The sequence below is a fragment of the Vibrio nigripulchritudo genome (genome assembly GCF_027924785.1).
Classification (GTDB): Bacteria; Pseudomonadota; Gammaproteobacteria; order Enterobacterales; family Vibrionaceae; genus Vibrio; species Vibrio nigripulchritudo.
Window position 1 is genome coordinate 89,549 of record NZ_AP027051.1, and the last position, 13,330, is coordinate 102,878.

Below are 13,330 nucleotides of genomic sequence, written 5' to 3' on the forward strand. Positions count from 1 at the left end.
TGATAATCAATGTATTTGGTTAATGACAAATTCATTAATTAAATTGCTCTATAACTTCTACTTTCGAGCTATTTTCTCTATTCACTCTTATGGATTTAGACAGCTTTTTATCGCCAAGGTAAATATCATAACCGTAGCTATCGAAATTCATAATATCACCATAATTTCCTGGAAATGGCACAAGACGAGCGCCTTGTTCAAGAGCATTTTGTATTTCCTGCCTTGATTTATGGAAACTAGTGCAAACATTAATACCTTGATGACTAAAAAAGTCTAAGATCTCTTGCCAACTTGGGTTTTCACTTAAGACGTGGAGTTTAGAGGATTTGATTTTTTCAATTGCAGAAATTGTATTTTTATCGTTAGGGAATTTTTTGTGCCAAGACATAAGCTCAAACACAATTCTTATATCATCTTGAGAGGATGATTCGAGTAGCTCATTTATGTTTATATCACTCTCTTTCTTATTCACGAGAGCAATAGCCAGATCAGCTATCGAATACTTTAATGAATATCTTGTCAAGGAATATAAATAACATAACCTGTGACAATGATTCATAAATGGATTATTAGTTTCAATAGAAGATAAAGAAAAATGAGAAATTACAACATTTGATTCAGTTGTATTATTTTTGAAACTTTCTACAACTTTTTCTACTAAACTAGGACATTCAATCCCTGACGTGGATATAAAAATGTACTTTTCCAAAATACAACCTTTTCCTATGTGGTTTTATTTAGCTTAACATTATTTATGATATACGCTGATTTGTTAATGACTGATATGCATTCGATATGTAACTAAATTTATAGTACCATAAAGTATCCAAACTACTGTATTTTTCAGTACATTCTAATTTGTATTTGGTAAAGAGAAGCGACCTTGAAAATCATAATTCTATATTTGATCGTATCGAGAGTTTATAAATAGAACATGTCGAGCTAAATAATTCATGAAATCGAAACCGATAAATGGTTTGGTCCAAGATGTCATTCGCACGTTTACAAGATTTTCGGAAACAAATGAACTCATTGACTCTGCATCAATCAAGCGCTGCAGTACGAGTTTGAAAACCGCTGTTCAATGGCAGATCATCCATAACCAATTGGTGATGGATTGCGATTTCTTGGGCGGTGGAAGTGCGTTATCCTTTTCCATGCCTTTTGCCAACAGCTTTTGAGACACCTGGTTGTGAGAATTGTAATTGGCTTTGATCCGATTTTTTCTCCAAGTCTAAGTTTCGCCTGATCGGTCATGATGAGATCGACCGTTTCCGCCCGACACTCAAAATGTCTGGATTCCCCATACAAACATATTAATACCCAACTTCATCACGACACTTTATTGGACCTAAATTCGTGATGTCAATTCAGGCACATACTTGCCCAGCGAGCGAGAAGTTGCCAAATATATCGTGACTTATTGCGTCACTCAGAGTTCTTTAATATCTTGATAAATGGACATTTATACGGATACATCACGCGTATTCACTGCTCAGTGATGGGAAATAATTCCTCAACCTTTTTCAGGATATGCACCGCCATGAGAAACGACGAATTTTTTGTATTAATGAATGACGTTCGTGATGATCGTTCACCGCCAAATCGGCTAGGACTGTTGGACATAAAAAAAGGAAAGCGATGCCCAGTAAAAAACGCCAGTATTGCCTTCCCTTATGACGTCAGATACATCGAACAGGACACCATCTTCTGGAATTTCAATGAGCGGATCGCTTTGGATTTCGATTACCTCCACTTTGACGGTCACATTATGTCGGAGAGGCTCTTCAATGTGTTGTCTGACTATACTTCATCGCCGCTTAAAGTGAAGTCGGTATCTGTTTGGATGAACGGGAAAGAGCAAACCACGACGTTCAAATACCTAGCATTCGATCAAGGAGAGTGGCGCCATGGTGAGCAAATGCACCCCAGCCGGGTATTTTATGATACTGACCATTCCTCGTTCGAAGTCGGTCGACTCAAAGAGATCATCCCCACAGGCAGGATCACGCTGACCCGCAATGCGACACATTATGATTTCTTTGAATTGTTGGGGACCGTATATGGGTTGCACAGTCATCTGATTCTAAACAGGAAAGTCAAGGATGACTTGGCTGGACAGGACTTCAGGGGAATAAAGATATTGCCGCTTCAACAGGCATTCTCCGAGTACTGCCGTGATTACAATGTCAGGCTCCCTCAGCTCGTACCTAAAAGGCGAAGGGCGACGCGATGAGCATGGTGACGGAAATCAACGGATTAAAGATGCTCAGTGTAAGTCCGGCACTGACTCCTCGAGAATTCAAAGAGTTTGCGGCGCGTTTTCCAGCCCCTATCCCGCCCTCTTTCCGCACTTTCTATTTGACGTGTAATGGCGGATTCCCGTCAGAGGAAGAGACAGAGCGAAGTAACTGGTGGTTACCTGTCGGTGGATTCAACCCGATCAAACACGGGAATGTCACCATTGAAACACTCATCGATGACATCGGTTGCTTGGTCTCTGGCACCTGTCACTTTCCCAAACACCAATACATTCCGTTCGCTTTCGACGACGGAGGGCACACTATCTTTCTCAGTCTGACCAGAGAAAGCATCGGTAAGGTGTTCCTGTTTGATGAAGACGGAGGCAATCTGGTGAAAATCTCAGAATCATTTGATGCGCTGTTTAGGCGTCGGTTATCAGCGAGTGAAGACTCACTGTCTCATCGTGAGCAGGACCCGAAATGACTCATGATTATCGAATACACAACCATACGAACATCAACCTGTCTCACTTTGGCGAAAGCATTAATTCAAAGTCCAAATATCGTGAAATGCCAACAAAAACCATGCGTAATGAGGGACGGTTAACGGCGAGAGAAACCCAAATATATGTATTTCGAATTGCAAGAATATTACCATCGTGATGTGCTCTTTGTTTACTCAGAGTCAAACGCCATTGACTACGTCGACACGCTAAACGGCGCTCTGCCTGGTGATACAAAGCTGAGTTACGAGGTTGATCAACTCGACGACAAGGTAAGCGGCTATGACTTGCTGCCCACCCTGGGGCTGCCGCTGGTCAGTCAACGGTTTCTGGTTCATTGCCAGGATCTGATTGGGCGTGAAATTGCGGTGTTTCCTGTAACGATCCAGGACAAAAAGGGACGGAAAAATAGCTTGTTTTCCGCCATGTTTGTTCTCAACAGTTATGAATGCGTTGATCAGGAGCGATCCACCATAAAGAAAAAAACTTACCGAACCGGAACTCAGACACTCAGAATCACTCAATTGTTCTTAAGCACTGCTGGCATCGGCAAGGCGTCTATCTTCAGGGTAGCGGAATCTCCCCATAAAACCTTAGTCACGAAAGAATTCAAAAACCGATGCAAGGGTTTAAAAGGATTTTACTTTACTGAAGTGCATCAGTAACCGCATGACTGCTCCGGTGCCAGACCCCATTATGAGCTCCAAAAGGAACATGAAAGCATGGAAAGATCCTCATTAGAATGTCTGTACAAACTGAACCCAGGGGTTGACCCTGCTCGTTTAGAGAAAAGGGAAAAAGACAGTACGTTCGACATTCCAAAGCCATACCTTGAATTCTTGAAACTATCGGACGGTCTGTACACGGGTCAGGAACTGGTGTTGCTGGAACTGGCGGATATTGAGGTCAGAAACAACGACTACGAAGTTCAGGCTTATCTACCTGGGCATGTCATGATTGGAGACGACAGCGGTGGGACAGCGTTGGTGATGAAGCTGGATGAAAGCGGCGTGTATGAAGTCGACATGGGAGTAATGGATATAGGTGAGATGGAGAAATCCGCCGACAGCTTAGCCCAGTTACTCATTCAGTTTGAAGGAAAGATGTTAAGCGAACGAAATGAAAATCAATGACGCACTGAGGAGCACACCGCTCACTCCACCAGAGAATGAGTGATTTCCTTTACAATCATAAGGACACAAATACCATGTCAAAATACAAGGTCATTCAAGACATCAACACGCTCTCGGCACAACTCACACCGGAAACCATAAGCAGCATGGTCGAGCACGCTAGGCGCATAGTTACCGTCCATCGTCTGTGGTCATCGCTGCCCGCCTTGGAATACCTCCCTTTTAGACTCATACTTTCAGGTATTCAACCAGGTCTTCTTCACCATAATGAGCCAGAATGTAAATCGAACGCGTTTGAATACCACTTTGATGCATCCGGGGCACTCATTCAAATCGCCAGTTACGGGAAGAAAGGTCAGGTTGAATGGAGAGAATGGATTGACCCTGCATCGAATATGTCGATTGAACAGGACAAGTATGGAGACTTTTTAGCTGCGACCCAGCTGACCAAAGACACAGAAGGCAACATCGTGAGCGCCATCCACTTTCGGACGATACGCAGCAACATTTTCGCTATGGCTACACGGGTCAGTCGGTGTCGTCCATCCTTACTCACAGCAGCATCAATGATTATCGACCGCACGAAATTATGGTCACAACGGACGTTCGCCACCAACGCGACGTGCTTTCTATGCGAGTCACCCAAGCCGTTAAAAACCAGAGTGAATAGACATGTCACAACACCGTACTTTAGATTTATTAATTTCCCATCAACAAATTAGGTTGGAAAACCGCCCCTTTGAGAGCGCGTACTGCCAGTGGGGCGCGGGAAACCTGCTCCAGGGGTGCATTGTGCATGATGGATTTGTCGTCTTTGACCCCATTGTACAGGGTAGCTTTGGTGCGTATGTGCAAGTAACCATCGCGACCGAATTCCACCAGGACGTCAACAACCAGCGGTGTATAGCCGTTCCATTTTCCTACACGCCATCACACCCCTTGTCCGTCAGTTCCGCCTTTGAAAAGCACACATTGGACTGGCAGTTGGAGCCCGGTGGATACCAGTTGGTCTTTGAAATCGTAGAAAAGGACGACGAAGTTCAGTACAAAATCACGTTAGTTCCGATGCAGGAGACCGCCATTAAATCCGAGTTTTTAAAAGACGATGATTTTGGCGCGGTGAGAAAGCAAAAAATCAGACTGGGCACTACTGACGAATATTGAAACAGGGGGGTAATCGTATCGGTATCATTCATGGCGCGCGACGTCCGTATCGCGCTTAAATCCAAGGCACTTTATCGCTAAGCCAGACTTAACTCGCGGTTAGGCACTCAGACAATTTGGCGAACTCCGCTCTCCCGCACGCATACGGAATAAGACCTCCATGCAAATCACGCGCTTCAGGGCGTTGAGACGCTCCGTCCACGACATACTCTACACACCCACCCAGTTTACCAATGCGAGCTGACGCGTCATGCATCAGTTTCTGGACAATGGCTGATTGTTCCGTCTCGTTCTCGGCAAGGTCGCTGAGAAACATGTGAGCACCATACAACCTTGAAACGGCCTCAATGAGCTGAGACCTGACGTCAGTATCTTCTGTTCTTTTCACGTGCGTACCTATTTTTCACTGTCACTAAAGCACAATCCGATCAGTCTCTTGGGGAGGCAGATCGGATTGGCTCACTGAGCATTATAACACTGGAAAGAGACCAAAGCGGCAACGATACAGCAAAGAAGCACCTACAGATTGCCTTTGCGATAAAATGAAATCAATGCGTCCTTGTTTCCGATTTAGTACTAAACCTTAAATCGCGCAACAAACCCATGCAGTTCATCCGCTCGGGCATTGAGTTCGACACTGCCTTCACGATTTCGATTCGCCAGTCCCGCCGATTGCGAGCTCTTGTCGGAAATCACCACGATGCGCTCGGAGATCTCTTTGCCGACCAGGCTTTGTTCCTCGGTCGCCGTGGCAATCAGAGAGTTCATGTCTAAGATGGTACCAACGGATTCCTCAATACTGCGAAGGGCTTGTATCGCTTTGCCTGCTTCTTCAACCGTAGCTGAACCACGGGTTTTGCTCGACTCCATGGCCTTCACAGCGGAATCGGAAGCCAACTTCAGCGCCTGGGTCATTTCATGGATCTCCGCCGCACTGGTCTGTGTTCGGCTGGCCAAGGTTCTGACCTCATCGGCAACCACGGCAAATCCCCTTCCCTGCTCACCGGCTCGCGCGGCTTCAATCGCGGCGTTAAGCGCCAGCAAATTGGTCTGCTCTGCAATATCTTGGATCACAGACAACGAAGAAGTAATGTTGTTCACGTTGCCTTCCAGCTGGGAGATGACCGTACTGGTTTGCGAAATTTCCTCCGCCAATTGCTCCACGGAATCCACCGCGCGATCGACGATCACTGACGCATCTTTGGCATTGTCATCGACGGTTTTCGCGGATTCCGCCGCTTGAGTCGCATTGCTGGAAATTTCCATGGCAGTGGCTGTCATCTCAGTCATCGCGGTCGCCACCTGCTCCGTCTCCTCGCGTTGTTCAGACGCGAGCCCGTCGACTTCGGTGGCTCTCTGTTTCATTTGATTGGTCTCAGTAACCACCTGCTGACTCACCGCATTGACGTTAGAAATGATCGCCTGAAGACTGGCGACAAACGCATTAAAGTTTTGACTGAGTTTGGCAAACTCAGGGACCGAAAACGGCTGCATTCTGGCCGTAAGATCGGCGTCCCCTTGAGCAAAGGAACGTATAGAGTCATCAAACATAAAAAGTGGTCGCAAAATGCTTCGATTGATCAGTGTTGCAACCACCAGCGTCAGTACGATGATAGCCAGGGAAATCGCACTGATGGTAAACAGCCCTTTTTGAAGCGCAGCCTGAGCATGTTGTTCCATCGTCGCAATCTGGGCATCGACATCATCTGTGTAAAAGCCGGTACCGATAATCAAATCCCAGCCAACAAGGTTTCGGGAGAGGCTCAACTTAGGCAAAGGCTCCGTACCACCGGGTTTTGGCCAGTAGTAGGTTGTATATTCACCGGTTCTTGCATTATCTATCAGATTTTTAATCAGACGATTTCCACGTGAGTCTTGCAAGTCAATGAAGTTTTCCCCCAGTCCCTTATCACTGCTGCCCAGCAGTAACCGAGTCCCTCGGGCATCGTAACCAAAAAAATAGCCGTTTTGTCCAAACTTCATTTCCCTTAATACGGCAATGGCATCCTCTCGTGACGCATTATTTTGTCTCAACGTTTCCAACGCGGAGCTCGCGAGATCGAGATAAGAGAGTAACTCTTGCTGCTTCTGTTCCATCATGGCCATTCGAGTCTCAGCCACTTGCTCATCCGTCAGTCGATTGGTTTCGATTAATGTCGATACCATCATTGTCATCGCGATCAATAACAGCGGTGCAACTGTGAGCAAAATCAGTCGTTGTCGTATAGTCAATTTCACATTTGTCTCCATGAAAACAAGTCTTATTAATAACAATTACAAATATAAATACAGCCAATAACATTGAGTTTTCTATAAAAGAATGACTGCTACTTGTTTAATAAAAGTGACACAGGCTCCATTATTGATAATTTCATATTTTAGGAGACATAGAATTGTGCGCCCTGCCAAAATTATGTTCACGAATGGCATCAGATCCGTTCATACACACACGGAGTCAGTCAGCCATTTAAGAAAACAAGAGACTCACACCCTCAATCGCTGCACATCGTAGTGAATGACAAAATAGTGGGGGTCAAAACCGAGACCACAAAGCGTTGGGTTAAGACGTCAATCGACTTTTGATCTCCTTTCAGTACCAGAAAGCGCCAGGGACTTTCGCTTAGATTTTATAGAAACTCTGGTAGCCTGAGTAACGACAGTAGGAGGTAGAATATGGACACCAAAGAATGACAACGGGTGTTGTACATTAAAGTCTAAGCACTGAGCGTCAACCGCATTTCGCCTTGTTGCCATCAACCAATGGTCGCTCCGTCCGTAGATAGAGCACGAAGTGATAAGTCGCAGAAAACACACGTTAAATCATCGCGAATATGGGAAGTCTTCCGACAGGCAACAACCCTCATTTCAGTAACCAACCACTTAGCGTGTAAGGACTAAGACACATACCTGTAAGTTTTGTCCGGAGAGTAACGTTTCAAGGCAAGAAAGGACCTAAGCAAACTCCTCCCTCTTTCACACGAATATCGTCACATAGCTCATTGACTCGTTAATTGGCTTTTGACAGACCAGTTGTTTTTACGGCTAGTCTTTTTTCATGGTCACCAGAACGTCATCTGAGAAGCCTGACCCTGCCAACAGATTCTTCGGCTGAACACTTCACTCACTATAATGACAATCCACAAAACTACACCATGCTGTCAGTCAAAAAGGTAATTGGGACTGTGGCGAGGAATCCGTAGCCAACACGGTAAGGTAAAACAGCGTGAACAAAAACTGCCCGAACCTGCATCCGTCAATAAAAAGTCAGGTAGAATAAGCGAAGACATTGATTATAAGACAAGGTGCCATGGAACTACTCAATTACCTAGAAACGTATTTTTATACGGGTACTCAACTGACGGAACTCACCCTTATTTCCGAGTCTGACATCGCCGCCTATCAGGCACAAAAAGTGATGCCATTGCCGTCCTACTCATTGGATCTTTCCGTCAATAGCCATTCTTTCACAGGACAGCACCAAGAACGCCAGAAAGTGGACTTCTACGCAAGGGGATACGTGTCCTGGCTGAGTATTGTCGACACATTGCAGGATGCCGATCGCATCCACAATGAGTTTGTTCGTCGTTACCAGAACAAACTGGAACAGCTCGTGAGCGATGGGTGGTCAAGTCTTAACCCAAACGTCAATGAAAGGTTGATCGATCATATGAAAGAGGAGTGGTCACACTTTCTGAAAGGCACTTACGGGCTGTGTACGCAAACTGGTCTACCTGAAGACATCGCGGCGAAAGAGTTTGCGATTTATGAAATCAAGGCTTTATTGTCAAACGCACAACAGGACGACACTCGACAGCTGGAACACATGGTTCATCTTTTAGACAAAGTAAGCGCCCCATTTGCCCCACATGAACGTTCGAACAGTTCTCGTCAACGTCTCGTGACCAATGTAAAGCGTGAATTTAAGTTTGAGTAATGAACAGAAAACAAATGGCGATTCTGGTTTGAGTACGTGCGTACACCTTTAATACCTCGAGTTCAGGAACGAGGTTAACGTTCCCACCTCCCCTCACGCCACAGCGTTGAGCAGAGACATTAAATCGGTGTACTGAGGAGTCTGTTTGATGACTCGGGTTGTGTACTCACATGCGTTGCCCATCAATCCCATGAGCACTTGTTTCTCATCGTTTGTAATGTGATCAAAATTACACGCTAAAATCACTACGGACAACTGTGTACGCTCTTCTTTAATGTCTAAGCCAAGCTCTTTGGCAACACATAAAGCCTTGTTAAGGAGTACTGCGTTTGTTTGTTCATTAACCTGCGTAAAAGTGTTGATGCCACCGATTTCTATCTCTCGATCCATAAACGACTCTAACGCACTTACCAAGCTTCTCATGGCTTATAACCTTCAACTACTACTGCGGATTCATTGCCAGTCCCCTCATTGATACAGTGGGAGACGCGTTTACATGTCTTGCCATGAGCCCATCACTCACGCGAGAACAGAAAATTAAACCAAAAGGCGTCGGCGATGAAAAATCAAAAAAATATAAATTTTAATTAACAATAATATCAACAAGTTGAACCGTATCTCTCAATGCATCTTTAGATTATTTGATAATTTTTCGGCATTGCACAGTGTGTGCCTTTAGCCGAGACGTGCAAATCATGTGTTGGGTAGAGTAAAGAATCTGGTAAATATTCAGCGGTTGAGAGTAGGCCAGATTCGATTTCATGAGATCGCTTTCTAATGGGATAGAAGCGCGTTCTTTATCAGCAAACGCCGCGAAAATATTGTGCCGGAGAAACACGACGTGGTGGGAAGAATGGCAAATGTTCGACGCTTTTTCCTTGAGCACTGATGACGTCGCTCGGAACCTTCCATCGTAGGAAAGCGTAATGGTGTTCGACTCTTTGAAATACGTCTGCAGCTCTTTGGAATAGACATACTTGTCGACATACATCTGCATGTCGGAGTGCATACTCAGAGAATCGGGCGCGAATTTTAGGTTCTGATAGGACACGTAAGCAAACGCCCAAAGCGCACAGAGCGCATAAAGTAAAGTGGTATATTTAATGGCATTTTTCATTCATGGTTTCCATCATAAAATCGGTGCCCCGGGAGAAAGAGAAGACGAGATTTTGGCTCCGTTCTTGTTGAGTCCGATGATCAAAATAGATGCAGGAGATATTCAGGACATCCTGACCAGAGAAAATGAAAATGACGCGGTTATTGACTGGCACGTTTCCACGGATTAACTCATAGAAATCAAAGCTCCTCGCCTCACTGTCCAGATAGTACTGAACACCGTCATACTGAACGTCAGAGACAAGATATGTTGTCGACTGACTGTCTGCGTAGAGGAGCCGTAGAGAGTCCGTCAGGCTGATGGTAGAGAACACCGCAATTGCCAGACAGATCAGATAACTTAGCGCGTGTTTCATGCGAGGCAGTCGCGCCGAAGAAGGAGAACGATGTCTTGCCTTAGCCCTAAGGGAGGCATCAACCACGTGAGGCGCATTTGACCGAACAGTCACAAAGCTGGGCAACAACATATAGCCGAGCTTGGACTGAGTTTTGATGATCCGCTGCTCTTTTCCCGTGTCCCCCAAAGCTATTCGGATCCTAGAGATTGATTGCGTGATGTTGGCTTCCGAAACAACCCGCCCCGGCCACACTTCGCTCAATATTTGGATTTTGTTCACGTACCGACCTTCGTTGTCCACCAGACATTGGAACACTTCCAGTTCTCGAACTTTTAATTTCCTCTTCTCGTGAGTCAGAGTATTAAGTAATTGAAATTCTGATTTAGGATCGAATAACCACATTGCGTATTGATTGTTTTATGATGCTGGATGAGACGGACTATGAGTCGGTTTCAGGTTCAAAAAATGACGATGCCACTCGCACACTGACCATGGCAATGCAGTGAAATCCGAACGGTTTCACTCGATAAAGGAATGCGCTAACTTCAGTTATAAGCAAAGAAAAGCGTCATGATGAAAGTAATGGTTCAATGCCACCACGTAATCATCTAAAGTCGCGCCGGGCCTCTGCATATCGCGATTGTAGATCACATCCTCGATTTGATCGGTACTGAGGTAGTAACTGTATGCCTGAGCATTCAGCGAATTTTCAAACGCATCGTACTCCTCATCGGAGAAGTCCTCTGTAGCGTCCAAAAGTGGAAACAATACTGTGCACAGTTGAACGGACGTCTGTCCAGAGGGATCGGCGAACACCAACCAGGAGGTACCACCATCATCGGCATGACGACCACGTGAAATCCATTCACTCAGACAACAAGGCTCGCCAAAATACTCACGCGCGTTCATCACTCGTTCTCCTCACCCCAAATCCATGGAATACACCCAGGTCAGACAGTGACGACATCGAAACTTGTAAATCGCCATATCTCCCCCTTTGACATAAGACTGTGCGAGGCGTTCCCACAATACTGCATCGATTTGGTGTGTGGTCAAAAACTGCTCAAGCATGTCACCACGCATCGCCTTCACCTCATGGGGTTCAGCGTCACCATGAAATTCGCAGGCGTCGTCACAATGGCATTGCCAGACTTCTTGTTGCCAAGAGACGTACCCAGGAGTACGCTCGGCCACTTCATTGACAATCGCCAGACTAAGACCCGCTTCCATCAATGGATAATCGTCAACAAATGCCCCTTGATACTTAGACGCAGCCGCCCCATCAGCAATGCACCAGGGACAGAGATGATGAACCTCAAAGGTCGAATAGAAAGAGGCTCGATACACGTAACCACGTTGACGGTCACAGCAATCACACTTTGCTTCACTGGCGATAACGGCGCCGGTTCCAACAGGATCTGGATGGTAGCGAAAAGAGGGCAAAGTCACAGGCATTCCCCCAAGTTTTCAAAATAAAAAGTGGTATTAACAATCATGTTGATCAAGCTCCTCATCGATCAGGACGCATTGGATCCATTGTGCAATACAATGCCACTTTTCATCGGTTAAGTCGTGCGTTTGATGAGACCAATAGACCACTTCCCCGTCGGCGTTCACGCAGTAAAATTCCCCATTGTCATGGCAGATCGGAATCGGGGTTTGAGGCACGCCTCCATCTTGCCAAGCTCGGCGACAAACCGAAACAATGTGAGTATGTGCGTTGGGCAGCGTGGCGGTAACAGGACTTAGACTGCCAAACACAACATCACTGGCAGACCTGAAAAACGTGACGTAGTCGGGATAAAAACGAACGTTAAGCTGGGCTTCCAGTGACCGGATTTGATCTGACGTAGGTTGACCCACAGGGATTGGAGTCGGTTCGTGATAGCACCGATACACCTTGATAACGTCATGTAGGGAGTCCACTTGAGCGTCTCTTAACATCCTCTGATCCCTGTCACGGCTTCCACAATCTCAGAGTACCACCGCATAAGCATGAAACAGTCGCGAATGGCGGCGCTATGATTGGTCGCATTTTCAAGTTCATGCCCTAAAGTAGCGCCCATGACGCCTTTTCCACGTTCCGAAATAGCAGGAGCAGGAGGTGTTGGACGGCGATATTCCGTGTCTTGGGGACCAGAGTAAAGACGCACAAATTGTTTAATCTCGCTCACCTTATCCTCACTGAACCCCGTCATCTCTAACACCGCATTCAGCTTGCCCTCACGACCTAATGGAAAGCCAATGCTGACCATTTTCTTAAGCAAGTCGTCCCTATCTTCAGGAGAACACTGCGCAAATTCCCCCATCAGGTTCTGCAATGTTTGAGCATTTTGACGCTCGCGTTCAAAGTCTTGTACTCGTTCGTCATAAAGGGCATCTATGTAACGCTCAAATAGCGTGTAGGTATTATCTTTAAAGGACTGCAGGCTGATACAAGTATTGAATGTCTTGCAGTCAACAAATATTTCCTTAAGACCCAACACCCCCGCCTCTCTTTCTTGAAATTGTTCGTAAGACAACAAATTTTCGAACAAAGCTTCTCGATCAGGATGGTTGGCGTCAAGAGAGATAAGCGCATCGATGCATTCATCATTAGCGAAGGCAAAGAAAAGAGCATCAACCTGCGCCGCGACCTCAAAGTAAAAGTTGTCCGCCTCTCCGACCAGATCTTCGTCACTCACCTCAAGACTGTTCGTAAGCATCACAGCTCGGAGCAAGGCAATTTCTTTCAGATAAGCCAACTCTCCAAGGCGGACCAGATAGTGAGGATCAAAGTAGTGCGGAGTGTCTTGCATGATTGGAAACTCAGTTGTAAAGAAGGGAAAACGCCCGATAGCGATAATTTTATCAATACCAATCGGTTATCGTCACCATGCAAGACCAAGGAGAGAACAAT

Annotated in this window: 17 protein-coding genes; 7 read left to right on the forward strand and 10 right to left on the reverse strand. The window is 45.8% G+C overall.

Features of this window, described 5'->3' with window-relative positions:
* Positions 1 to 34: 34 nt before the first annotated feature.
* Positions 35 to 709 (reverse strand): hypothetical protein, encoded by a 675-nt coding sequence (locus QMG91_RS28470; RefSeq protein WP_022593139.1) that lies wholly within the window; start codon positions 707 to 709, stop codon positions 35 to 37.
* 834 nt (positions 710 to 1,543) lie between these two features.
* Between QMG91_RS28470 and QMG91_RS28475 the strand changes: the two genes are divergently transcribed.
* The 6 genes from QMG91_RS28475 to comJ all read left to right on the forward strand — a co-directional run bounded on the left by QMG91_RS28475 (position 1,544) and on the right by comJ (position 5,043).
* The gene (locus QMG91_RS28475) at positions 1,544 to 2,236 is read left to right on the forward strand and encodes an Imm43 family immunity protein (protein ID WP_281833122.1); all 693 of its coding nucleotides are present in this window, start codon (positions 1,544 to 1,546) and stop codon (positions 2,234 to 2,236) included.
* On the forward strand, positions 2,233 to 2,727 hold the full coding sequence (locus tag QMG91_RS28480; protein WP_022593138.1) for an SMI1/KNR4 family protein: 495 nt from the start codon (positions 2,233 to 2,235) through the stop codon (positions 2,725 to 2,727). The genes QMG91_RS28475 and QMG91_RS28480 overlap by 4 nt, the downstream gene beginning before the upstream one ends.
* A 144-nt stretch (positions 2,728 to 2,871) precedes the next feature.
* Positions 2,872 to 3,411, forward strand: a complete 540-nt coding sequence (locus tag QMG91_RS28485; RefSeq protein WP_022593137.1) for an imm11 family protein — start codon at positions 2,872 to 2,874, stop codon at positions 3,409 to 3,411.
* A gap of 57 nt (positions 3,412 to 3,468) precedes the next feature.
* Positions 3,469 to 3,879 carry an SMI1/KNR4 family protein gene (locus QMG91_RS28490; protein ID WP_281833125.1) on the forward strand — a complete coding sequence of 137 codons (411 nt, stop codon included), beginning with the start codon at positions 3,469 to 3,471 and terminating at the stop codon, positions 3,877 to 3,879.
* A gap of 74 nt (positions 3,880 to 3,953) precedes the next feature.
* Positions 3,954 to 4,601, forward strand: a complete 648-nt coding sequence (locus tag QMG91_RS28495) for a hypothetical protein (protein WP_281833128.1) — start codon at positions 3,954 to 3,956, stop codon at positions 4,599 to 4,601.
* Positions 4,552 to 5,043 (forward strand): competence protein ComJ, encoded by a 492-nt coding sequence (gene comJ / locus QMG91_RS28500; RefSeq protein ID WP_022593134.1) that lies wholly within the window; start codon positions 4,552 to 4,554, stop codon positions 5,041 to 5,043. The genes QMG91_RS28495 and comJ overlap by 50 nt, the downstream gene beginning before the upstream one ends.
* Before the next feature lie 88 nt (positions 5,044 to 5,131).
* Here comJ and QMG91_RS28505 read toward each other — a convergent pair whose 3' ends face one another.
* Both QMG91_RS28505 and QMG91_RS28510 read right to left on the reverse strand, forming a co-directional pair.
* Complete coding sequence (locus tag QMG91_RS28505) at positions 5,132 to 5,431, reverse strand: hypothetical protein (RefSeq protein WP_281870369.1); 300 nt, start codon at positions 5,429 to 5,431, stop codon at positions 5,132 to 5,134.
* A 188-nt stretch (positions 5,432 to 5,619) separates the two neighbouring features.
* Positions 5,620 to 7,281 carry a methyl-accepting chemotaxis protein gene (locus QMG91_RS28510; protein WP_281833134.1) on the reverse strand — a complete coding sequence of 554 codons (1,662 nt, stop codon included), beginning with the start codon at positions 7,279 to 7,281 and terminating at the stop codon, positions 5,620 to 5,622.
* A gap of 1,069 nt (positions 7,282 to 8,350) precedes the next feature.
* Here QMG91_RS28510 and QMG91_RS28515 point away from each other — a divergent pair.
* Positions 8,351 to 8,977 carry a DUF6058 family natural product biosynthesis protein gene (locus QMG91_RS28515; protein ID WP_038144072.1) on the forward strand — a complete coding sequence of 209 codons (627 nt, stop codon included), beginning with the start codon at positions 8,351 to 8,353 and terminating at the stop codon, positions 8,975 to 8,977.
* A 93-nt stretch (positions 8,978 to 9,070) separates the two neighbouring features.
* Here the strand turns inward: QMG91_RS28515 and QMG91_RS28520 are convergent, their stop codons facing one another.
* From QMG91_RS28520 to QMG91_RS28550, 7 genes are all read right to left on the reverse strand, one after another.
* Positions 9,071 to 9,400, reverse strand: a complete 330-nt coding sequence (locus QMG91_RS28520) for a hypothetical protein (protein WP_022593130.1) — start codon at positions 9,398 to 9,400, stop codon at positions 9,071 to 9,073.
* A 214-nt stretch (positions 9,401 to 9,614) separates the two neighbouring features.
* Positions 9,615 to 10,094 (reverse strand): hypothetical protein, encoded by a 480-nt coding sequence (locus QMG91_RS28525; RefSeq protein ID WP_022610013.1) that lies wholly within the window; start codon positions 10,092 to 10,094, stop codon positions 9,615 to 9,617.
* Positions 10,078 to 10,833 (reverse strand): winged helix-turn-helix domain-containing protein, encoded by a 756-nt coding sequence (locus tag QMG91_RS28530; RefSeq protein WP_022593128.1) that lies wholly within the window; start codon positions 10,831 to 10,833, stop codon positions 10,078 to 10,080. Before QMG91_RS28530 ends, QMG91_RS28525 begins: the two co-directional genes overlap by 17 nt.
* A 147-nt stretch (positions 10,834 to 10,980) precedes the next feature.
* Positions 10,981 to 11,340, reverse strand: coding sequence for a DUF7716 domain-containing protein (locus QMG91_RS28535; RefSeq protein WP_425597918.1), 360 nt, complete (start codon positions 11,338 to 11,340; stop codon positions 10,981 to 10,983).
* 12 nt (positions 11,341 to 11,352) lie between these two features.
* A complete protein-coding gene (locus tag QMG91_RS28540) occupies positions 11,353 to 11,880 on the reverse strand; it encodes a CbrC family protein (protein WP_092987177.1) in 528 nt (175 codons plus the stop codon).
* A 36-nt stretch (positions 11,881 to 11,916) separates the two neighbouring features.
* Positions 11,917 to 12,375 (reverse strand): SMI1/KNR4 family protein, encoded by a 459-nt coding sequence (locus tag QMG91_RS28545; protein ID WP_049545070.1) that lies wholly within the window; start codon positions 12,373 to 12,375, stop codon positions 11,917 to 11,919.
* The gene (locus QMG91_RS28550) at positions 12,369 to 13,229 is read right to left on the reverse strand and encodes a hypothetical protein (protein WP_022593125.1); all 861 of its coding nucleotides are present in this window, start codon (positions 13,227 to 13,229) and stop codon (positions 12,369 to 12,371) included. The genes QMG91_RS28545 and QMG91_RS28550 overlap by 7 nt, the downstream gene beginning before the upstream one ends.
* Between the last annotated feature and the right edge of the window lie 101 nt (positions 13,230 to 13,330).

Bases quoted from the DNA above. Each gene is read 5' to 3' on its own strand.
- QMG91_RS28475 (WP_281833122.1), top strand. From the start codon at position 1,544: ATGAGAAACGACGAATTTTTTGTATTAATGAATGACGTTCGTGATGAT.
- QMG91_RS28480 (WP_022593138.1), top strand. From the start codon at position 2,233: ATGAGCATGGTGACGGAAATCAACGGATTAAAGATGCTCAGTGTAAGT.
- QMG91_RS28485 (WP_022593137.1), top strand. From the start codon at position 2,872: ATGTATTTCGAATTGCAAGAATATTACCATCGTGATGTGCTCTTTGTT.
- QMG91_RS28490 (WP_281833125.1), top strand. From the start codon at position 3,469: ATGGAAAGATCCTCATTAGAATGTCTGTACAAACTGAACCCAGGGGTT.
- QMG91_RS28495 (WP_281833128.1), top strand. From the start codon at position 3,954: ATGTCAAAATACAAGGTCATTCAAGACATCAACACGCTCTCGGCACAA.
- comJ (WP_022593134.1), top strand. From the start codon at position 4,552: ATGTCACAACACCGTACTTTAGATTTATTAATTTCCCATCAACAAATT.
- QMG91_RS28515 (WP_038144072.1), top strand. From the start codon at position 8,351: ATGGAACTACTCAATTACCTAGAAACGTATTTTTATACGGGTACTCAA.
- QMG91_RS28520 (WP_022593130.1), bottom strand. From the start codon at position 9,400: ATGAGAAGCTTGGTAAGTGCGTTAGAGTCGTTTATGGATCGAGAGATA.
- QMG91_RS28525 (WP_022610013.1), bottom strand. From the start codon at position 10,094: ATGAAAAATGCCATTAAATATACCACTTTACTTTATGCGCTCTGTGCG.
- QMG91_RS28530 (WP_022593128.1), bottom strand. From the start codon at position 10,833: ATGTGGTTATTCGATCCTAAATCAGAATTTCAATTACTTAATACTCTG.
- QMG91_RS28535 (WP_425597918.1), bottom strand. From the start codon at position 11,340: ATGAACGCGCGTGAGTATTTTGGCGAGCCTTGTTGTCTGAGTGAATGG.
- QMG91_RS28545 (WP_049545070.1), bottom strand. From the start codon at position 12,375: ATGTTAAGAGACGCTCAAGTGGACTCCCTACATGACGTTATCAAGGTG.
- QMG91_RS28550 (WP_022593125.1), bottom strand. From the start codon at position 13,229: ATGCAAGACACTCCGCACTACTTTGATCCTCACTATCTGGTCCGCCTT.